Here is a 20267-nt window from a genome sequence, read left to right on the forward strand (position 1 = left end):
ATGCGTTACCACGTCCCATTCCGCGGTCGAAACGTCGCCAGCTAAGGCCTGCTTCAGAGTCGAGGCGAAATTGGCCTCTTTCGATCGCGGACCGAGGCGGAGGGCGCCAGTGCACGCAGGATCACCCCTCCACCAAGCTCCGTGCCAAGCGCCGTGCACAAGCACAAAAGCCGGATTGCACTTCGGCTCCATTGCCATGGATCTTTCAAACTTCATCAATGTCCATCCGAACTGGAACGCAGTTTCAAACTTTTGCAGCAGCTAGAGGCGAACTGCTCGTTAGCCTCCGACAAGCGATGAAGAAGGCTCTTGCAACAGCGCTCTCTTCGATCGATTCGCGACAGATGGATGTCGCCCGTCCCAGCGAGACAGAAAACCACAGCGCCGCCAGTTCATTTGGGGAGTCCCAATATCCGTGTTGCAACGATGGTTCGCTGTATTTCAGAGGTACCGCCATAAATCGTCGTGGGGCGGGAGTAGAGGAATTGCTCATGCGCCCATAGTGAACGGAAGGTCGTTTGAACATCGATGGTTGCCCCTGAGATCAAGTGATCGGTTTCGAGTCGAGCGGCGTCGGCGTTTGAGACGCCAGCGCAGTGGGTGGCGAAGGTGCAATGCTGCGTGTCACCGCTCTCCTTCAGACAAATCGACGGAGGAGCCGCTGCCACCATGATCGCCTGAGCGGACCGCGTGGCCGGCTGCCGACGCTCCATGTCGAATAGTCTGGCCACGCTTCATGCGCCGCGCCCAATCGGGCTGCCCTTCGGCCGAAGTGCTCGCGGCCTGCACGCTCGCTTGCCCACCTCCACTGGATGCGGCCGCTGCGCGGCGCAACGGGCTCATGGCAGCCGAACCTCCAGCCTCCGCGACGCCGGAGAGCCCGCCGCTTCGATAGGCCGCGGATGCGCCGCTCAAGACGGAACCGCCACCACGCGCGGCGGCTGCCATCGCCCCACCAGCGAGACCAGCGCCACCGGCGGCAAGACCTGCTCCGGCAGCAACAACCCCGCCTGCTGCCAGACCGGTTCCAATCGCGGCGCCAGCGCCGAGTTGCGGTCCGCCGGACACCAGACCATTTGCGATTCCAGGTCGTAGGAAATCCGATGCGGAGAGGCTTGCGCCGGAAGCTTTCAGCCCAAGACCGGCAAAGCTTTCGAAGACGATGCGCGCCAGGCTATTCCAGTTGCCGATGAGGTAAGCAAAGACCCCGACAAAGAGCGTCTTCTTGACGAGGCGCGCGATGATGTCCTCGTCCGGCGCCCAACTCCAGAATAACGCGGCGAGTGTAATGTCGATCGCCGCAAGGGTCGTTGCGAGATATCCGACATCGCTACCCAGCAGCCCGAAGCCGTTGTCGATATAGCGCGTGAACGTTTCCAGGAACTGGTCGATGATTCCGGAGCCGGTCATGGCTTGCTCGCGTCAGGTGTCGCCAGGGGCGGATATCCTTGCGGCATCCGACCCTGATCCTTTGGGGCAGGCGCCAGGCCTGCGACGGGATCATCGTGGCCAGGAACCGCTGGACCGTCTTTCTTGCCAAAGAAGCGACGCCGGTTTTCGTCCCAAACCCGCTTGCAACGTTGATACCCTGCCGTGTCCTCCGAAGTGATGGTCGAGTGCAGGTAGGTCAGCGTGTCCTGATCATCGAGCCAGGCGCATTCCGGCATGAACCCTTCGACGAGTTGAAGCACGCGGTTTGTTTGGTCGATAAACCCGCGGAGGATCTCGCGCGCGTCGGCTCCGACGGTGCGGTCGCGACCCTCGTAAAGCAGTTGCTCTGCCCTGGCGGCCCCTTCCTCTGGAGGCAGGTACAGGAAGGTCAGGAAGTAGCTGGACTCATAGTGGGCACCCGCCTCTTCGAACTGAGCCCTGCGTTCCGCGTCAACCAGCGCAGACGCGACATCCGGAAAGGTATTCGGCGGGTAGGTCCCCGCAAAATGACGCTGTGCCTCGACGAATACGGCCCAGCCTGATGCCAGGCGACGCAAGGCGTTGTTCAAGACCGAACACGATCTGGATCAGCCTGCGGAAACCACCTGACGAGTCTCCGAACGCGAGCGTGAGCCCGGTCACCACGATGATGACGACGGCGATGATCTTGGCGACCGGCCCTTCGACCGATTGCAGGATTTGATTGAGTGGCTGCTCCCACGGCATGTTCGAGCCAGCCGCCCATGCCGGCGCCGCTCCCAAAACAACCGTGCCGAACACGGCCAAAGATGCACCTTGAAGAAAGCGAAATTGCTGACGCATGTCAGTCTCCTGCTGATGAAAGGTCGTAGTCGCCGGCGGCGCCAAGCCCCGAAACGAGGGCGAGCTCAGCGAGGCGGCGGTCAGCGCCGCGGCCCGCAGCCGCAGACGCTGCTTGACAATTGCAGGGTTCACGAAATGGCGGGCGGCAATATCTTCCTCGCTCATGCCGAGATCGCGGAGTGTCTGGAAGGCCCGAAACTGATCGAGCGGGTGCAGGCCGACCCGCTCATCGTTCTCCGCCACCGAATCGTCCGCGGCAATGCCCCCTTCGCGAACGACGCACGGCACTGCCTGCGTCTTCGACATCCGCTTCTGTTTCACCAGGAGCTCGAGAGCGCGATAGCGCCTGCCGCCCGCCGGCACCTCGAACATGCCGCTCTCGTTGCCATCTGCATCGACGACAGCCCGGACACTCAGACTTTGCAGAAGCGTACGCTGCGCGATGCTCTCGGCTAGCTGCTCGATCGAGACACCGGCCTTGACGCGGCGAACGTTCGACTGGCTGAGCACGAGCTTGTGGAAGGGGATGTCCCGGGAAGGCGACAGCGTGATCTTTTGGACGGCTTTCGTCATTTTGGCTCTCCACGGCGGGCGGCCGTGAGACTCTCTCTCGGCTTCCAACCCGCCGCGAATAACCTCCCCTCCTCTCACTCTCGCGCGGCCACACGAGGCGAAGCATCACGCCGCCTCGTGATCGGCGACAACCGAATCCAGCGACGCCGACTCAATGGACCCGGGAACGAAGCCGAGCAAATAGTCCGCGGCCTTGCTCGCCTGTGAGGCGGCACGCACGATGGCCCGACTGTCTTCACTTAGGACTTCAAGCCAGGAGCCGATATAGTCGGCATGGCGCACGGTCGGGACGATCCCGAGCGACGCGCAGCTGAATGCGGAACTCAACTCGGCGACCAGTTCTTCAAAGGCATATTTCTTCGTACCGTAGGATCCGCTCTGGTCGCGATTGAGGCGCGAGGGATGCCCGGTCGCATGACCGAGTTCATGCAACGCGGTGCGGTGCCAGTTTATGGGTTCGAAATAGGCCTGCGGCGGCGGGACCTGAACATAGTCTTCGGCTGTTGCATAGAATGCGCGATCTCCACCAATGCGAAATGAAACTCCGCTGGCCTTGATCAGGGCGTCGACCGTGGGTTCGATGAGGCCAGCCGGCGGTGGCGGCGCAGCGGTGGCAATCTCGTCAGGCAGATCTGCGCACTGATCGGTGTTGAAAACGGTAAATCGTTTGAGGAATGGAATCGCCTGCGCGTCTTCACCGGTCTCGGCGGCGCGGCGCTTTTCGTCATTCGGCACGAAACGATCTGCGTAAACAACACTAGTACCGCGCTCTCCCTTGCGAACGTGGCCGCCAAGCGAGAGCGCCTGACGAAAGGTGAGCCAACTTTGACCTGTAAATCCGCGTTCGATCACGGCTCCCCAGAGGATGAGGATGTTCACCCCACTGTATTGCCGGTTGGTTGACGCGTTTTTCGGCATGGCCAGCGGCGCTTTCGCCGCGGCCGTCCCCCAGGGCTGGGCCCAGGGGACGCGTCCAGCCTCAAGCTCGGCAATGATCTTGTCGGTAATTTCGTTATAGAGGTTCGCCCGGTCCTGGCCGGCGCGCGCGCAAGCAGTAGGATTCGACATCGCGGATCTCCGCGACGGGCGCCACGAGCCTCTCTCGCAGCTTGTAACCCGTCACGGAAAAACCCAGCCTGCACTCTTACTTTCAGCCTCTAGCGCCATCTACCTGGGACCCAGGCCCGATCAAGCGTGTGCCCAAGGGGCGCATCGCCTCAACGGAAAATGGCACCCGGAGAGCGTGAGCATAGCGACCCGAAGGGGCACGCGGGTCCGAGTGCAGCGACGAGACCGGTTCAATAGTGGCACCCGGGAACGGGGCAGTGATAGCGATCGCCGCAGGCGAGCCCCTTTCCCGAGTGCCCCCGGCGAGGAGCACCAAAGCTCTAGCGCGAGGGATCGAAGCCGCAAGGCCGAGACGCTGCGCGGCTCGGTTCACGAGAGCCCGGTGTGGCCCTGGCCGCGCGCGCCAAAGCCTGAGCGAACGTGAATGCAGGCGATGATACGAGAACCGCGCGGCATTTTCACAGGAGTCTCACAATTATGGAAGAGAGGCCTGTGGTCGGAGCGAAAGCGAAGACCACTCGCGGACGCGGCGAAAGAGGCACCCGCAGGAGGGTCAGCATAGCGCCGACGCGTAGCGGCGGGACCCGGGACCGAGTGCAGTCGGAAGACCGGTTAAGAAGGCACCCGACCCGAAGGGCAGTGATAGCGACGCCGGCATGCAATGACGGCGGGCCCGAGGGCGAGTGCCTCCGGCGAGCGACTCAATGCGGCGTCTGCTTGGTATCAATTTTGCTTTTGTGATAACGTCTCACTCGTGCGCATGTCTATGCACGGCATGGGCATGTTCACTGAGAGCCAATTCTTACAGAGGACGACATGGCCAAGAAAGCGAAGAAGGCAAAGAAGACCGCGAAGGCTGCCACCAAGAAGGTGGCAAAGAAGACTTCAAAGAAAAAGAAGTAGCCGTATCGGCTACTGATCTATTGCCGCCTCCGGGTCGCAACCCGGATGAAAAGCGAGACCTTCCCAAAGGATATGAAGCGTCCTTTGCAGCCGTTTGGTATCGCGGCACGCTAAGATAAGGCCGGACCTTTGTGCAGGTGGCTGCTGCATAAAGGTCCGGTTTTTCGTTTCTGCCCCGCGAGTGCGTGACCGGCTCGTGCGCGAGGGATAACAGCCGCAGGGCCAAGACGCTCCGCGGCTCGGTTCACGAGAGCCCGGTGCGGCGACAGCCGCACGGGCAAAACGGACAACGAGCGACCACCAGAGCTCGGGCGTCTGGTTTCTTCAGTTCGTTCTCGCCCACCCTCGCACCTGGCCGGGCGGAAAATTCGGCCTTTGAAGGACCACGAGATCCCACGATCCGGAATCCCAGTCGTGTGTTAGCGATGGGGAACGTCTGCGAGACTAAATGATTCGTCTCAGCGTGGGAGAACCTTCAATGCTGATGACCAAGCAGAGACGGCCAGCGTTCCGCACCCTGCGCGGTTGGGCGATCAACGTGCTGAACGAAGCCGGCGCCATCCGCGAGTGCGAGGAGCACGGTTGGATGCAAGACCGCGCCGATCCCCATGCACGAGAGCGGGCCTTCGACATCGCCCGTCGAGATCCGCCAGCAGACGTATCCCGTCAAGCAGCGGAGGCCGCGGTTCGCGACGCGCTGGACTCGATTGGTGATATCTGCCCAGAATGCCCTCCTGACGAGGAGGACCGGCGCTAGGCCCCGACCCCGACCCTTCTCCGCCTCAGCGGCCCAGCCGTTTCTCCACGCGCTTGCGCGCGTTGCCGACCTTTTTGACGGCCTTCTTCACCGCTGGCGCCGACCTTCCGGTTTTCTTTGCCTCGTACTGCACTTCGTAGTCCTGCCCGCCTGCCACCCGCGCCCGGTCCTGCTTCCTTCCACGGGCCGTCTTGCTCTTTTTCGCACCCGCCATGGGTGCCTCCTGTTGTGACATCGAAGCAACGCGACAGGGATTCGCAGGTTCCGGAACGATTCGAACTGTGCCAATTTGAATCGGCTGCAGCGTGGAGTTCTTCAGTGGCGTTTCAGCGTAAGAAGCAGGCGGTTATCGGCGTCAAGGCGCCTTTCCCCGGCTTCATCGAACCGGCCCTGGCCACCTCGAGCGATAAGGTGCCGTCCCTGCATTACGCAACACGCACTGAAGGATTGGCCCTTGAATGAGCCGGAAGTCGACCCTGCCCAAGCGCTTACAGCCAATGCTCGCTACGCTCACCGACGCGCCGTTCGACGACCCAGACTGGGTTTTCGAGGATAAGTACGATGGCTTCCGGATGATCGCGGAAATCCGGCGGGGCAAGGTTTCGCTCTACAGCCGCAACGGCAAGATCATCAGCCGCAGCTATATCGAGGTCGCCAAAGCGCTGGAGGGCGTGACGGGCGACGCCGTGATCGACGGCGAGCTCGTCGCGATCGGAAAGGACGGCGTCTCGCATTTTCAGTTGCTGCAAAACGCGCTGCGTCATGAAGCGAAGCTCCTGTATTGCGCCTTCGATCTCATGTTTCAGAACACAGTTGACTTACGCAAACAGCCTCTTCTCGAGCGCAAGGAACGGCTGAAAGCGATCTTGCCGCGTCACCGGCTGATCACCTTCAGCCGTCACCGCAAAGCGAGCGGCACGAAATTCTTCGCCGAGGCCGAGCGGAAGGGTTTGGAAGGCGTCATGGCGAAGCGCGCCGACGGCGCGTATGCGTCCGGAAGCCGGACGGCGGATTGGCTGAAGATCAAGACAGCAAAGCGGCAGGAAGTGGTGATCGCGGGCTTCACGGCGCCAAGGCGTACAAGACCATACTTCGGCGCCCTGGTCCTCGCCGTGCGGGAAGACAACACATGGCGCTACATCGGACATGTCGGCACTGGCTTCAGCCATAAGGTCCTGGAAGACCTTCATACTAAGCTCGTGAAGCTGACGACCCCTAAATCACCCTTCCCTGCCAAAGTGAAGGATGAGGCCGCTACGACCTGGGTCAGGCCGTCGTTGGTTGCCGAGGTCAAATTCGCGGAGTGGACGAGTAAGGGCGAACTGCGCCAGCCCGTCTACCTCGGGCTCAGGTCCGACAAGCGGGCGAAGGACGTCGTGCGTGAGCGAGAACGTCCGCGCAAGTAGAACTTCCCTTCGGCGAAAGCCGGCAAAAAGGATTGACGCACGCCCGGCCGATACTCACTCGCCTCCAAGGTCGTGGATTTCCGGTCGCATGCCATCAGGCGTGAGTTCGAGCGTCGCAAACGTGATCGGCAGCTTGAAACGGCGAGGTCCCGCGCTGCCGGGATTCAGGTAGAGAATGCCACCGACCGTGTCGATCTTCTGCACGTGGGAATGCCCGGAGATGATGACGTCGATGCCGGCGCCGGGATCAACCTTCAGCGTCTTCAGGTCGTGAAGAACGTAGATCGACTTGCCCGCCAGACGTACGAGTTTCGTGTCGGGGTAGTCGCGAGCCCACTCGCCACTGTCTATGTTTCCACGAATGGCCGTGACGGGCGCGATCCGGCGAAGCGCGTCGACGATCTCGGGGCGCCCGATGTCGCCGGCATGAATGATGTGATCGACGCCCGTCAGGCCTCGTTCGGCCTCGGGCCTCAACAGGCCGTGCGTGTCCGAAATGATTCCAATTCTGAACATTATTTCCCGGCGCTCTCAACCGCGATTGCCAAAAGACGATCGAGGAACTCTACCTGAGCGGAAAGCATCTTGGTCCGCGCGAGTTCGATATCAAACCATTCCGCGCGGTCGACTTCGGGAAAACTCTGCCGTCGACCGCTTCGGGGCGGCCATTCGATATCGAAGGTATTGCTGGTCAGCGCTGCCGGATCAAAGTGTCCCTGGCCGGCGAATGCGATGACGCGCTTGCCTCCTCGCTGTCTGACTTCCCCCAGCGCCTGGAGTGGACCAATCGAAGCGCTCGGGCCGAGTTCTTCGGCAAATTCCCGTCGAGCGACGTTCTCCGGAGCATCATTGGCATCGATTTCCCCCTTAGGAATGGACCAAGCGCCATCATCCTTCTTGCGCCAGAACGGACCGCCCGGATGAACGAGCAATACCTCGAACCCACGAACACCCTTGCGGTATGCGAGAATGCCCGCGCTCAAGGTCGATCTCCTGGCAGTCTTTTTCACCGCAGCCATGTCGCTCCTATGCAGAGCAATCGAGAGCCCGCGAGCCGTCGTCCCGCCCCAATACCGGACCGCGCTCGCCGAGCGCCTGCTTTGCCTCGTCCACGGTCCTATGCACCCTTCGGCCTCGCGGTCGGCCGCCTTCCTGGCGCGCGTACCGCCCCGCCGGGCCGCCATTAGACGGCCGACGAGATGATCGCCCGTGACCTCGTCGAGATGGGATTTGCCATTCGCCAGAGACTGCCGCGGACGACGAAGTATGGCCGTCCGGCGTCACCGGATGCTTCACGACACCTAGGCCGACTTCCGCTGCTGCTTGGCCGCCGGCTTCTTCGCCGCGGTCTCCTTCGCCGGCATCTTGCCTGCGATTGGCATCAGCATTTCCTTCTGCCCGGCCGCCTTGCGCGGCTTTTTTCCTGATTTCTTGGGTGCCTCCGTCGCGGCCGCGCCCTCTCTTCCGATGCTCTTGCGCAGTGCGTCCATCAGATCCACGACGTTCTCGCCTCGAGGGCGCGCCTTCGCGGTGATGGGTTTGCCGGCGCGCTTCTGGTTGATGAGATCGATGAGCGCAGTCTCGTACTGGTCTTCGAACTTGTCCGGCTCGAAGTGGCCCGCCTTCTGATTGACGATGTGCTTGGCCAGGTCGAGCATGTCCTTGGTGACTTTGACGTTCTGGATATCGTCGAAATATTCCTCCGCGGAACGGACTTCGTAGGGATAGCGCAGCAGGGTCCCCATCAGCCCTTTGTCGAGCGGCTCCAGCGCGATGATGTGCTCGCGATTGGTCAGCACCACGCGACCGATCGCGACCTTGTTCATTTCGCGGATGGTTTCGCGGATAACCGCGAAGGCGTCGTGCCCGACTTTGCCATCTGGGGTCAGGTAGTAAGGACGGATCAGGTAGCGTGGGTCGATCTCGCTGCGGTCGACGAACTCGTCGATCTCGATCGTTCGCGTCGATTCCAGCGCGACGTTCTCGAGCTCCTCCTTCGTCACCTCGATGAATGTGTCGGTGTCGACCTTGTAGCCCTTGACGATGTCCTCGTTGTCGACCTCCTCGCCGGTATCGGCGTCCACCTTGGCGTACTTGATGCGGTGGCCGGTCTTCCGGTTGAGCTGGTTGAACGAGACTTTTTCGGATTCCGACGTGGCCGGATAGAGCGCTACCGGACAGGTGACGAGGGAAAGACGCAGGAAGCCTTTCCAGTTAGCGCGCGGGGCCATCGCAGGGGAACTCCATTACTGACGCCAGATTCAAGACGAACGGCCCGGCCTGGTTCCGACACCGCGCCCCTCCCGACAGGATGATTTTTCACAATGAGGGTTCGACGGACTCGACTTTTGTTCTTGTTATGTTCTAATTCGGAATGACCGATCGACCCGCGAGCTGGCGCATGCCGACCCCAAAACAGATGGAAAACCTGGCCGCTGAAGCTGCCCGTAGACCGGGCCCCTCCGCAGCGGCTCCGGATGGGCCGCTGCCAGCGGAATATTGGGAATCGGTCCTGAAAGACCCTCGCGCCAACGAGAGCGGAGCCGAGAAGCGACAGCGACGTCTTTCCGAGATTCAACGCCATGTTCTGCGCATCTCTTGCCGCCGCTGCGAGCGGACCGTGGAAATCCAGAAGGCCGATGCAGTCCGATTGTATGGCGAGAACGCGGTCTGGAAGGACGTGGCGCAGCGCCTGCTCGACAACACCTGCCAGCAGCGCACCGGCAGGCATGAAGAAGACGGGTGCTGGCCGGCGTTCGAGGCGCCGTAATCGCTCCGGATTGCCGTTCCGATCTCTTAGCGCCTGGATGTCCGGATGGCCCCGAAGTATCACCCCACGCCCCTGTCGGGCGGCGATCGCAAGGCTCTGGCGAAAGAGCTCGGCAAAGCACGTGCGATGGCCAACATGCTGGCCGCTCAATCGGCGGAGATGCGGGCCAAGGGTGAGGCCATGATTCAGCAAGCTGACAGGCTGCTTTGCGAAAGCTGGAACGAGCGCATGTGGAGCGACGGCGAGCCGATCGATCCGTCGCCCACCATCGACCAGGCCGTGAACGGAGGCTTCCCTTGGCTAGAGATCAGGTGCGCTCGCTGCAAGACGCCGAGCGACGTCGACCTTGCGGCGATGAAGCACCCGCCAACGACGTTCGTGCACGAACTTGCCAGCCGGCTGCGCTGCCGCAAATGCGCCAAGGCGGGCCGGCGTCCGTTCGCGACTCTGCTACAATTGGCATGGCAGCCTCGCCACCGCAAAACCGAAGCCTGACTGATGTGCAATCTCTATTCGATCACGACGAACCAGGCCGCAATTAGCGCGCTGTTTCGCGTCGTGAACCGATACGTAGGCAATCTGGCACCCATGCCCGGCGTGTTTCCCGATTACAAAGCGCCGATCGTGCGCAATGGAGCCGAGGGCCGCGAGCTTGCGACGGCGCGGTGGGGAATGCCATCGTCATCGAAGGCACTCATGGACGCCACCAAGAAGCGAGCCGAAAAGCTGCAGGCCAAGGGCAAGACGGTTGATTTCAAGGAATTGCTCAGAATGGAGCCGGACGGCGGCACGACAAACATCCGCAATGTGAAGAGCAAGCACTGGGCCCGCTGGCTCGGCGTCGAAAATCGCTGCGTGGTGCCGTTCAACTCGTTCAGCGAATTCAACAAGGCCGAAGGCGGCGACATCTGGTTCGCGCTCGACGAGTCGCGGCCCCTCGCCTGCTTCGCCGGCATCTGGACAAACTGGACATCCGTTCGAAAGATCAAGGAAGGCGAGACCACGAACGACCTCTACGCGTTCCTGACGACGGAGCCGAACGCCGAGATCGGCGCCATCCACCCGAAGGCGATGCCGGTGATCCTAACGACGCCGGAAGAAGTCGACGCTTGGATGACGCTTCCTTCGGATCAGGCTCTGGAGTTGCAACGGCCGCTTCCGGACGGAACGCTCCAGATCGTCGCCTGCGGCCTCAAGGAAGATACAGCCGCGCTAGCGACGTGACCATTGAGGATTCCATGGCTCGCTCCGCTCCGCGGACGCGCCCGACCACATCGGCGACTCCGCTTTATGTCTCCTAGACCTGCCGGCGCGTGCAACCTTAGCTGAACTATTGTAGATATTCGAAACTAGGGGGAAATGCCGCTAGAATGCCCTTGGTGTTGCCGGTTTCACATAAAACGCATTGGTCATGACTGATTTCAAGTATGATATCGCAAGCCTTCCTGACTATCCCGCTCTGCAACAATTAGCACGCGCTCTGTGGCGCGACGGCTCGGTTCGGGGAGCCTCGATCCTGGTGGGAGCCGGGATGAGCAAAAATGCGCAACGTCCGGCCGACGACTCGCCCGAACCTCCCTTGTGGGGCGACTTGCTGAAAAAGATGGTCGCGCGGCTCTATTCGCACGATCCTGACGCTGCGCCAAAAGACCCACTCCGTATTGCCGAACAGTACCGCACCTATTTTGGTCAGGCTGGCCTGGACGAGTTCATACGATCTAATTTCCCCGACAAGTCCTGGCTCCCGGGCACGCTTCACATGGATTTGTTGAAGCTGCCATGGACGGACGTCCTGACGACCAATTGGGATACGCTGCTGGAACGGGCGGCGGAGAACCTGGACGATTACTCTTACGAGGTTGTGCGCACTGAGGCCGACTTGACCTTTGCGAGGTCGCCTCGGATTGTGAAGCTGCACGGCACAATCGGCGATGCCAGCCCGCTTATTTTTGCTGAAGAGGATTATCGGACGTATCCGACAAAATATGCCGCGTTCGTAAACTTCGCCCGGCAAGTATTCATTGAGAATGAGCTGTGCCTTTTTGGTTTCTCTGGTGACGATCCAAACTTCTTGCAATGGGCTGGTTGGGTCCGTGATCATCTGGGAGGCAACGCGCGCCGCATCTATCTCGTCGGCAATCTACATCTTGAGCGCGCGGCGCGAAAATATCTGGAAGCGCATAATGTGGCGCCCATCGACTTCGGGCCGCTGGTCAACCATCTTCCCTGGAAACTTCAGCACGCAGCGGCAACACGCATCTTTATCGGAGAACTGCAAAAGGCAAAGCCGTCCCTGCGGCACGAATGGAAGCCGACAAAGGGAGAGCATTTCCCTCTCCATCGCGCGGGCATCGACGCCTATCAACGCGTCCATAAGGATCATGCGTTTGCGGCCGATCTCCTGAAAAAGACCGTGCCGCTGTTCAAAGCGGACCGCGCGAGCTACCCGGGCTGGCTCATTTGTCCAAATCAATATCGGCATTCGCTGACTTATGGTGGCGATGCGCACTGGCTCCTGCGCAAATCCACCCTTGATTTGCTCAAGCCAAAAGAACGCGCCGAAGCTCTCTTCGAGGTCCTGTGGCGGCGGACAACGGCGTTTGCTCCGATCGATGTGCGCTTTGCCGAAGCCTTGACAGAACTTTTGAATACAAAGCCACGCGAGGTCGACCCCGAAATGCGGCTGGAGTTCGCGTTGGCGATGCTGCGTGATACCCGCGTCTCGCGCGACGATGAAGGCATGAAGCGATGGTCGGACCTCGTCGAAACGGAGGCCTCGGCGGAATCCGCTTTGCACCTGGAGGTCGAATATCAATGGTGCCTCCGCGCACGCGATCGAATGGATTTGGACGCTCTTGCGACCCGGCTCGTCAAAATCACCTCCAATGAGCCGATCTGGAAGTTGCGGCGTGCGGCCTTGCATACCGAGATTGCCGAATATGCGGCTGCGGCGAAACTCATTAAGGAAGCGACGGCAGAACTGGAGCGGCGTCACAGACTGGACCGCAATTCCCTGCGAATAAAATCGCAACTGGCTTGGGCCAGTTGGATAAGCCGGGCCGCGGACATGATGACGGTGAATTGGGCCGATCTCCCCCAGCCGCGTGACTATAAAGAACTTGATATCGATCCTCTTGGCGAGATCGAATTCTTCAGCACCAGGGCCGACAAGCTCAACGAGGAGCGTCGGGCGGCCGCGGTGGCCGTGCGTCCGGCGTTTGAGGCGGGACATTATCGAGAAGCTTCAGATACCATCCACGTAGGATCTGAAAATTCAGGGACCATCCTGCTCTACGAACTTGACCAGCTCATTGAGCAGGTGGGGCTTCCGTGCCGAATCAATCATGTCAATATTTGCGCGGATGCCATGGCGGCCGTCGTCGAGGCGGCGCAGCAAGATCACGTGGAGTGGCATGTCTGGCTGCTGCGGGCGCTGCATAGCCATACGGACCAGAGGTTTGAACGCCATTTCGGCCGTATCGCGCTCGCTCGGATGCCGGCGGCGACAAGCTCTGCTCTAATTGCAATTGTCGAAACAGCGATTGCGTTCTTGACGCAGAAAATGGCGACCACCCGCAGTCCCGAGTTGAGGAATGACTTCAGCAGAGCCGTTGACGCCTTGCGGTTGATGCTCGTGACCCTCTCGCGACTGACGGTCCGGATGTCTCCGACGCATGCCAATGATTTGTTGCAACGCGCAACCAAGATGGCGGTCGATCCTCAATTTTCCAACATGTGGCTAATCGAGGCCCTGGGTGAAGTTGTAAAGTTCGCTGTCGCCGCAATGCCTGCGACCGAGCAAGCCTCTCTTGTGTTGGCGGTCCTTGAATTTCCACTGCCTTCCGAGAAAGGAGGAAACATACCCTTCTGGCCGCGGCTAATTACCGAGATTTGGAGCGTCCAGCCTAAGCGGGAAGTCGGTGATATGCGTTGGGACCACCGTATTCATCAGTTCCTGACGGCCGCGCAGAAAGGTGCCGCCGAAAGAGAATATCCTATTTTGTGCCTGGCCTATCTCGCCTTGCGACACGTGTTGCGTCCGGACGAAGCCGCGGCGTTTGGCAAGGCCCTCTGGTCAGACGTCGATGCACAAGAAAATGCCTTGCCGCAGAACACAACGCTGGGTCCCGGCAGTCTCCTCGAGTTGCCGGCGGACGAGGGAATTGATGTCAAGGCGCGGCTTCGTGCACGGCTGTTTGGCGCCGACTTGCGAGAGGTTATGAGCTTGCGCCGGCCGACCGGATCGGTCGAGATCGGGACTAAAATTGACTATCTAAACGCACTCACGCAGGGCGTGAGACTTGGGCTCGACTTGCCTTCGGATATCGCGGTCCAAATGTTCGACCAGATCGTTGTCTGGGAGCTCCAAACGAGCGACCGTCAAGATCCGATGGCGGCGTCTTTCTTTAAAAGCTTTAACGACAGCGTACGGTTTGCCGCCGGGTATCTGTTGACCATAGCGGTCGTGCCGGCGCTGACAGCCGAAGAGCGCACAGAGCAACGTGCGCACGATCTCATGACATTCATCACGCGGACACGGTCATGGACGAGCCTTGGCGCATTGCCACTGTTTTTTTCGTCAGCCGAAGGTACTCGCGAAGAGATTGTTTCCTTTATTCGACGTGGGTTGATCAGTCTGGACGGCCAGCATGTGGGCGCTGCCGCGCTGGCGGTCACCGGCTGGGCGGAGCTGGTGCGTAAAGGGCCGGTCGCGGAGTTACCCCGTCGCTTGATCGAGCAACTTGTCGCCACCGTCGAAACCTGCCGCGAGATAGGGCTCGCGGCCCTAATTGATACTGTCAAAAAGCTCCTGGAGACCGATTTCTTGAAAGAGGAAGACCTCCACCGACTATTGGAGACACTAGCTGTTATTCGCAGCGAATTTCGATATGAAAACGTCCAGCTCGATACGATGGGGGCTGTATCAATATCGCTCGCGCGGGCAGCGTGTGTGAAGCTGGCAGCGGCTCTTAAGGATCGTGTTGCAGATGATGGCACGCTTCAAGGCTGGATCCATGATTCGAAATCTGACCCATTGCCGGAGGTCCGATTCGCTTTGGAATGCAACTAGCCGGCCGAGCCGAGCTATAATGAGGACGATGGTGTGGTGCTGGGCACCTCGCGCTGCGTAAATTATGGCGATCTTCAAGCCGTCGCCGAATTGACGACATGATCCCGCAGGGCGATAGCAGCATGGCTTCCTCGGGAGACAGCGGTCGTCAGCAGGGCGCTAAAATCTCGCTCCAGATCAGGATTGGCCGATATCTGTTCGCCTTTGCGTTCCCAACAGGCCCGCAGGAACGCGATCAGATTTCCTTCAAGGCCATCCCGCCAGTCATAGGAATCGAGAGTCGGGATGACCGGGGCCAGCCACCTGATTGCTGGAACAAGCAGACCGACCGCAGCGGGCTGCATGACCCAGTAGAGGAGTCCGGAAACCAGTTTCGCTCCCTTGAACCACCGCGCGACAGCCGTCGCGAAAAGACCTTCCATGCCGGAAAGCGCGGCGGCAAACTCCGGCCTTTCGCCGATCTTGTTGATTTTCGTGCCGAGGCCGAGAAGCCAGAAAATGGCGTCATCGAGGTCATAAGATCGACCTGACGCAGGATCCCATGCAGGGCTTTGCAACGCGTGCTCCATCATCGCGCTCCAGATTGACGCAAAGCGCTCGGGAGCTTGCGCAGCTCGCACACCAACCGTGAACCACTCCCAGAAAAAGCGTTCGATCCATTGATGGGCTGACGGGCCGCGATCGAGGATTGGTTGCCATAGCGTGCGGTGATCCTCCACAGCGGTCAGGCTGGGGATCGTTCGTGCCACAACACCATAGACCCAGGCATCAAACTCGTCCGGATGATCCTCGGTCCGCTGCCGACGTGGATCGTCGATCTTGGGAATTAGCCCCAGCGCAATGTCGAGGAACATGCGAACGAAACCGAGCCACTTGGTCCTCTCATCGGGCCGCGCCGACGCGAGGTCCAGCCAGGCGAATGCCGCCGAAATAACGCGAGTATCGACGCTGAGCCGTCCGCGATGAAGGGTTTCGACCTCACTGCCTGGGCGGTGCGTGCCGCTCTCACGGCGACGCAAGCGTGCCATTTCAGGGAATTGGCGCGTACGAATGGCTTCGATCTCTCGCTCGGCCTGCGCGCTCAATTCGAGGATATCGGGCAGCTCCGTCGGTAACCGCGCTTCGACAAATTCCCCGATCAGCCGTTCTTTGCCGGCATGACCATCCTCGGCGTCGGTATCGGTCCTGAGCCTCTGCGCCATGCTGTGAGCAGGTCGCTCCCCGGCCCATTGTACCGCCAAGCAAAGCATGCGATCGAAGTCTTCGCCGAGTTGTTCCCGGCGTTGAGAAGCGCGGATCAGTGTCCGGCTTGTCGTGCTGTAATGGAAAGAGAGAACGCTGGCTGCCACAAGGCGGCGGGCCAAGAGGTCGTTGCGATCTTGCGCAAGAAGAGTGACGCCAGCCTCGCCTGCGAAGGAATCCCATTTTCGATCACCGTCGGCTTCAGCGGAGTCGAACCGGAGCGGCGCAGGCGGTTGACCGATCACGGCTTCCAGTTTGCTCCGGCACCAAGCCATGCGTTCCGGATTGGCTGCGAGCCAGTCGTGATGCTTAACGATCAGCGCGGCAATGGCGCCGCAGAGCAAGTCCTCGATCTGATGCAGCGGATCGCCGTCATTGGCAAGCCGCGGCGAGAGGTCTTCAAGGCCCTGGACAAACTCCCAGAACTGCGGGAGCTGGGCCTGCGAGAAACGCTCGTTTGAATCGAGCAGTTGCCGCATCTGGAAAGGAAGATTGGTGATCGTCTGGTCCGTGGCGATGCGCTGAAGATCCTCGTGATTCTTCTGCCTAACCTCTTCCGACCAGTCGAAGCTGACAGCGACGCGCTTTCCGTCACGCGTCTCGAAGGCGTAATTGTCGGGGTTGAGACGTTCGCTCAGCAGCCGAAGGGCTTCCGGCGGCTCCTCGCCGTTGAGGTCGGAAACCCACCCCGATCGCAACTGTGTGAGGAAGGGCCGCTCGGCTTCATTGGTGACCAGCGTTTCAACGATGCCGCCGCCAATATAAAGCAACATGTCCTGCCGATGCGGCATTCGATACCACGCCCGGCCAAGCTCGATCATGGCACGGGGCTGGTACGTCCAGAGGCCCATGGGATCGGAACCGCCCGATCTCCGCAGCGTGGCTATTTGGCGGTCCCAATCGAGAAACAGCCAGTTTTGGAGAAGCGGCCTCAGGACGCCGGCGAACAGCGCTGGACAGTATTTGCCGACATCGAAGAGGAGGCCCGCGAACGCAAGCGACTCACCCTCGCTCAAGATGCGGTTGATCCACGCGTCAACAGATTCACCGTGGTCGATCTTCTTGTGGAGCCAATGTTCCAGCGCCATGAGTACGCTATGAATCGTCGAACCAGACGGGACCGGCCAATCATGATGCCACCGGAAGACGTTCGGATCGCCGCACCAGAGGCGGGCTTCGCTTCCGATGCGAACGGAGAGCCCATGGCCCTCACAAAACCGCCGGGTCGCAAAATTGATGAGCCGCAGCGCAAAGGACAGCCCCTGATCCGGAGCCAGTTGGAGAAACTGAAGGAAAGGCCCCCGACAGTACAAGGGCGGGTCGTGATCATTGCGGTAGTCGAGGCCGGTTACACGCATTGAGCTGCGACCGAAATCCTCTTCTTGCGGGGATTCGATGCAGACCGCCAACAAGACCTCAAGTGCGGCGTCCGGTCTAGCGCGCACGAGCACCGGAAAGGCTCCGGTATCAAGGCACGCGTCTTGAAAAGCATTCTGCACGCCATCGCGCGGGCCATCAGGCCAAGGGTCACGTCGCTCACCGCGAGGCCAAGCTGGAGGGAGCCGTTCGCGCCTCTCTCGTCGTTCCGGATTCGCCGCAAGATATTGCCGTCGTTCTTCGCGACGCCGTTCATGCGCTCGCTCGACGCGAGCGCTAATTTCCGGGTCTAGATCGCGTCGCTCCGAAAGTTCAAGACAGAGCTGCGCGACTTCATCCGGCAACTCTGGCGCGGCGAACAGTACCGCTTCGTAGACCACCTTGTCGTGGCCGTCGGAATAATAGTTGCCCTCAGCATTGAGCGCCTGGACCTCGCGGCCGATGGCCAAGGCGAGTTCAGCGGCCTCTTTCCGCCAGGGCATCGGCTGCCCCTCGCTCAGTTCGACCGGAACCGATTTGAGCCACAGCGCACAAAGCTTGGCGGCTGCATGCGGGACAAGCCGAGCAACCTCGTCGCGATGCGCGTTGAGCACGGTCAGCATCGGCCCCCAATAAGGCCAATACGGCAGCCGGAACAGATGGTCCCACTCGCCAGTGTCCTCTGTCGCGGACAACAACGCACCGATCCTCGGATCGGGCAGCGTCGCAGCAAACATGAAACGCTCAAGCATCAGCGCGAGAAGGCGACCGCGATTTGCGGTCAGGGGCTCCCAACTGCGTTGGAGCAGAGCGACCGCGTTCGTGGCAAGGAACAGCGCCTCAAGGAGTTGGTCACGGATAATCGCGCCTTCCTCGGTGCCATCCTCCAGACCCTCGACCGCTTGTCGCCACCGCTCGGGGCCATCGTCGGCGTGTTCGAGAAGCCGCTGTCCAAAGAGGCGCATGGCACGATGCCAGCGCGGCAGCTTCGCGCGGGCGCGAACAGATGGAGCGGAAAGGCCCGGCTCGCCGATCAGCACGTTCAGGCGGGCCCAGTCGCCAAGCATGTCATGCGTGAATCGCACCCGCTGGTCGCGGATGCGTACGAGGTCCGAAGCAGTCAGGCTCCCAAGCGCAGCCTGCTCGCTTTGTTCCAATTGCATGCGCGGCACGCTGGCGAGAAGCGTGTCGCCTTCGAGCGTGCCTAGCCGCATGAGCAGATGTGAGCGGCCAAGCTGATCGGCACCGCCTTCGACCCAGCGCTCCCAGAGCGCATCGACCAGATAGCTGACGCCAATGATCGACGCGGGATTAATCGCTTTCCCGCTGCGCGCGGCTGCGACCAGCCAGTCCAGGATCTTCAGGTTCGTCAACAAGGGGCGAAGCTCGGGCCGCAACGATGCCCATTGCAACTCCGAGAGCGGCGCGACAAGGCTTTGGATGTCGTCGGCCGATGGCAGATCGAGTTGCGTCGTTCGGTGCAGCGTCGCCGGCAGTCCGGCCTCCATAAAGCTCCGGATGAGTTTGGGCGCTGGCTCGATCTGGCTCGTGATCAGAAGATAGATGTGCTTCGGACCATTTTCGGCAAGCAGTGCCTGCATCCAGCGGTGGGCGAGGCGTTGCGCGCGCGGCGAGTATCGTTCGAAGCTGTCGAAAACGATCAAACACGGCTCGGGCGCGACGGACAGAATCTTGCAAAGCGGATGGGCGATACCGATATCGCGCTCGAACGCAGCTTCCGTGTCGCAGTCGATCGTGGTCTCGGCAAACCATATGCACCGGCCGTAACCCGTCTCGCCGATTTGCTTCGCCAAGGCGGACTTGCCGCTTCCGGACTCTCCGATGAGAAAGCACGCGCGGTCCCGGTTGAGGCAACCGAGCACCTTGGCGCGGGCTTCATCACGAGGCAGCGGCGGCAAGCCAGAAATCTGGCTGCGAACATCGGCCATAAGCTCGCGGCTTGAGCGATCCAAGACTTCCCAATCATGCCGATAGTCAGGATGGTCGTGCAGATCGAATTCATCACGCAGCTCGACAAGCAAGCTTGCCAGATCGATCGACCCGCCCGCCCGGTTGGCGTCCGCCAGGGCAACAAGGCGAGACCACAGACTCCTTGCCTCGTCAGCATCGCCGGACCGCAGAATGGTCTGGCAGTCGTGCATCGCGTGATCATTATCACGCGATGGCGTGGCCTCGAAGTCGAAGCGCATTAAGCGTACGCGGCAGAGAAACTGCATCGCGGCGCTGTCACTGGCGTCACCTTCGTTTCGAAGCTCTTCTGGGCAACGCAGGCTCGCGAAGAGTGCCCGCTGGAGCACAGAGGATTGCGAACCATCGGCGGCTACGGGCTCGGCAAGCCGGGCGAGCATGCGGTCGGGCGTTGTGCGCAGGGCGTCGCCGAGCAGATTCGACCAGGCGTCTTCGACATCATGCGCGAGACTGCCAACCATCAGGACAACAGCGTCGTTGCTGGTGTGAAGGACACGCTCGGTCTTGACGCCGAACCATTGCGCCCATGCGATCCCAACGAAATCAGGAGGGAAGCCCGAGCTCGTGACTTGCCGGTCGCTTTTGATCGAAATTCCGGCGGACCGCTTTCCTGTGGGAGCTGTGCATTCCACGATAAGATCGTCTGCAAGCCAGCCCAGGTCTCGTCCCTGCCATTGCAAGCGATCAATCTTGCCGAACTCAGCGCCGAGCGTGTTGGTCCTCGCCAAAAGATCGAGAAGAAAGCGCGCAGCGATGCAGTTCTCATTGCGGAAGCCGGTTCCAGCAGTGAGCTGAACAGGGGCTTTCTTCTTCGAGGTGACCTTCTTCATGGTGTGTCCATGCGGGATAGCCTTCTAGAACGTTCCGAGAACATCTGCA

General features: G+C 60.7%; 15 protein-coding genes and 3 pseudogenes. 7 read left to right on the forward strand and 11 right to left on the reverse strand.

Annotation, left to right across the window (positions count from 1 at the left end; genetic code table 11):
* Nucleotides 1-624: 624 nt before the first annotated feature.
* From ACR9YP_RS35075 to ACR9YP_RS35100, 6 genes and pseudogenes are all read right to left on the reverse strand, one after another.
* On the reverse strand, nt 625-1410 hold the full coding sequence (locus ACR9YP_RS35075; protein ID WP_474218097.1) for a type IV secretion system protein: 786 nt from the start codon (nt 1408-1410) through the stop codon (nt 625-627).
* A gap of 14 nt (nt 1411-1424) precedes the next feature.
* Nucleotides 1425-2000 (reverse strand): annotated as a pseudogene (locus ACR9YP_RS35080) (hypothetical protein); the annotation flags it as partial.
* Nucleotides 1882-2253, reverse strand: a complete 372-nt coding sequence (locus ACR9YP_RS35085) for a TrbC/VirB2 family type IV secretion system protein (protein WP_474221167.1) — start codon at nt 2251-2253, stop codon at nt 1882-1884. The pseudogene ACR9YP_RS35080 and the gene ACR9YP_RS35085, both read right to left, overlap by 119 nt.
* A 1-nt stretch (nt 2254) precedes the next feature.
* A pseudogene (locus ACR9YP_RS35090) lies at nt 2255-2350 on the reverse strand (P-type conjugative transfer ATPase TrbB); the annotation flags it as partial.
* Nucleotides 2338-2826 (reverse strand): annotated as a pseudogene (locus ACR9YP_RS35095) (ParB/RepB/Spo0J family partition protein); the annotation flags it as partial. The pseudogenes ACR9YP_RS35095 and ACR9YP_RS35090, both read right to left, overlap by 13 nt.
* 105 nt (nt 2827-2931) lie before the next feature.
* The gene (locus tag ACR9YP_RS35100) at nt 2932-3894 is read right to left on the reverse strand and encodes an ArdC family protein (protein ID WP_474218098.1); all 963 of its coding nucleotides are present in this window, start codon (nt 3892-3894) and stop codon (nt 2932-2934) included.
* 1381 nt (nt 3895-5275) lie between these two features.
* On the opposite strand from ACR9YP_RS35100, the gene ACR9YP_RS35105 reads away from it, so the two are divergent.
* Nucleotides 5276-5554, forward strand: coding sequence for a hypothetical protein (locus ACR9YP_RS35105; RefSeq protein ID WP_474218099.1), 279 nt, complete (start codon nt 5276-5278; stop codon nt 5552-5554).
* A 25-nt stretch (nt 5555-5579) separates the two neighbouring features.
* Here ACR9YP_RS35105 and ACR9YP_RS35110 read toward each other — a convergent pair whose 3' ends face one another.
* The gene (locus ACR9YP_RS35110) at nt 5580-5768 is read right to left on the reverse strand and encodes a DUF3606 domain-containing protein (RefSeq protein ID WP_474218100.1); all 189 of its coding nucleotides are present in this window, start codon (nt 5766-5768) and stop codon (nt 5580-5582) included.
* A 104-nt stretch (nt 5769-5872) separates the two neighbouring features.
* On the opposite strand from ACR9YP_RS35110, the gene ACR9YP_RS35115 reads away from it, so the two are divergent.
* Both ACR9YP_RS35115 and ligD read left to right on the forward strand, forming a co-directional pair.
* Nucleotides 5873-6016 carry a hypothetical protein gene (locus ACR9YP_RS35115; protein WP_235885817.1) on the forward strand — a complete coding sequence of 48 codons (144 nt, stop codon included), beginning with the start codon at nt 5873-5875 and terminating at the stop codon, nt 6014-6016.
* Nucleotides 6013-6960 (forward strand): non-homologous end-joining DNA ligase, encoded by a 948-nt coding sequence (gene ligD, locus ACR9YP_RS35120; protein WP_474218101.1) that lies wholly within the window; start codon nt 6013-6015, stop codon nt 6958-6960. The genes ACR9YP_RS35115 and ligD overlap by 4 nt, the downstream gene beginning before the upstream one ends.
* A 54-nt stretch (nt 6961-7014) precedes the next feature.
* Here ligD and ACR9YP_RS35125 read toward each other — a convergent pair whose 3' ends face one another.
* The 3 genes from ACR9YP_RS35125 to ku form a co-directional block, all read right to left on the reverse strand.
* Nucleotides 7015-7479, reverse strand: a complete 465-nt coding sequence (locus ACR9YP_RS35125) for a metallophosphoesterase family protein (protein WP_474221168.1) — start codon at nt 7477-7479, stop codon at nt 7015-7017.
* Nucleotides 7476-7979 (reverse strand): NUDIX hydrolase, encoded by a 504-nt coding sequence (locus ACR9YP_RS35130; RefSeq protein ID WP_474218102.1) that lies wholly within the window; start codon nt 7977-7979, stop codon nt 7476-7478. The genes ACR9YP_RS35125 and ACR9YP_RS35130 overlap by 4 nt, the downstream gene beginning before the upstream one ends.
* 282 nt (nt 7980-8261) lie before the next feature.
* The gene (gene ku / locus ACR9YP_RS35135; RefSeq protein WP_474218104.1) at nt 8262-9191 is read right to left on the reverse strand and encodes a non-homologous end joining protein Ku; all 930 of its coding nucleotides are present in this window, start codon (nt 9189-9191) and stop codon (nt 8262-8264) included.
* A gap of 143 nt (nt 9192-9334) precedes the next feature.
* On the opposite strand from ku, the gene ACR9YP_RS35140 reads away from it, so the two are divergent.
* The 4 genes from ACR9YP_RS35140 (at nt 9335) to ACR9YP_RS35155 (ending at nt 14801) form a co-directional block, all read left to right on the forward strand.
* Nucleotides 9335-9730 (forward strand): hypothetical protein, encoded by a 396-nt coding sequence (locus tag ACR9YP_RS35140; protein ID WP_474218105.1) that lies wholly within the window; start codon nt 9335-9337, stop codon nt 9728-9730.
* A 45-nt stretch (nt 9731-9775) separates the two neighbouring features.
* The gene (locus ACR9YP_RS35145) at nt 9776-10225 is read left to right on the forward strand and encodes a hypothetical protein (RefSeq protein ID WP_474218107.1); all 450 of its coding nucleotides are present in this window, start codon (nt 9776-9778) and stop codon (nt 10223-10225) included.
* A gap of 3 nt (nt 10226-10228) precedes the next feature.
* Nucleotides 10229-10954 carry an SOS response-associated peptidase gene (locus ACR9YP_RS35150; RefSeq protein WP_474218108.1) on the forward strand — a complete coding sequence of 242 codons (726 nt, stop codon included), beginning with the start codon at nt 10229-10231 and terminating at the stop codon, nt 10952-10954.
* 187 nt (nt 10955-11141) lie between these two features.
* On the forward strand, nt 11142-14801 hold the full coding sequence (locus ACR9YP_RS35155; protein WP_474218109.1) for an SIR2 family NAD-dependent protein deacylase: 3660 nt from the start codon (nt 11142-11144) through the stop codon (nt 14799-14801).
* A gap of 74 nt (nt 14802-14875) precedes the next feature.
* Here the strand turns inward: ACR9YP_RS35155 and ACR9YP_RS35160 are convergent, their stop codons facing one another.
* Nucleotides 14876-20218 carry a P-loop NTPase family protein gene (locus ACR9YP_RS35160; RefSeq protein WP_474218110.1) on the reverse strand — a complete coding sequence of 1781 codons (5343 nt, stop codon included), beginning with the start codon at nt 20216-20218 and terminating at the stop codon, nt 14876-14878.
* Nucleotides 20219-20267 lie beyond the last annotated feature (49 nt).

This window comes from Bradyrhizobium sp. BR14999 (assembly GCF_056106085.1).

Coding starts and splice junctions, on each gene's coding strand:
- ACR9YP_RS35075 (WP_474218097.1), bottom strand. CDS start 1,410: ATGACCGGCTCCGGAATCATCGACCAGTTCCTGGAAACGTTCACGCGC.
- ACR9YP_RS35085 (WP_474221167.1), bottom strand. CDS start 2,253: ATGCGTCAGCAATTTCGCTTTCTTCAAGGTGCATCTTTGGCCGTGTTC.
- ACR9YP_RS35100 (WP_474218098.1), bottom strand. CDS start 3,894: ATGTCGAATCCTACTGCTTGCGCGCGCGCCGGCCAGGACCGGGCGAAC.
- ACR9YP_RS35105 (WP_474218099.1), top strand. CDS start 5,276: ATGCTGATGACCAAGCAGAGACGGCCAGCGTTCCGCACCCTGCGCGGT.
- ACR9YP_RS35110 (WP_474218100.1), bottom strand. CDS start 5,768: ATGGCGGGTGCGAAAAAGAGCAAGACGGCCCGTGGAAGGAAGCAGGAC.
- ligD (WP_474218101.1), top strand. CDS start 6,013: ATGAGCCGGAAGTCGACCCTGCCCAAGCGCTTACAGCCAATGCTCGCT.
- ACR9YP_RS35130 (WP_474218102.1), bottom strand. CDS start 7,979: ATGGCTGCGGTGAAAAAGACTGCCAGGAGATCGACCTTGAGCGCGGGC.
- ku (WP_474218104.1), bottom strand. CDS start 9,191: ATGGCCCCGCGCGCTAACTGGAAAGGCTTCCTGCGTCTTTCCCTCGTC.
- ACR9YP_RS35140 (WP_474218105.1), top strand. CDS start 9,335: ATGACCGATCGACCCGCGAGCTGGCGCATGCCGACCCCAAAACAGATG.
- ACR9YP_RS35145 (WP_474218107.1), top strand. CDS start 9,776: ATGGCCCCGAAGTATCACCCCACGCCCCTGTCGGGCGGCGATCGCAAG.
- ACR9YP_RS35150 (WP_474218108.1), top strand. CDS start 10,229: ATGTGCAATCTCTATTCGATCACGACGAACCAGGCCGCAATTAGCGCG.
- ACR9YP_RS35155 (WP_474218109.1), top strand. CDS start 11,142: ATGACTGATTTCAAGTATGATATCGCAAGCCTTCCTGACTATCCCGCT.
- ACR9YP_RS35160 (WP_474218110.1), bottom strand. CDS start 20,218: ATGAAGAAGGTCACCTCGAAGAAGAAAGCCCCTGTTCAGCTCACTGCT.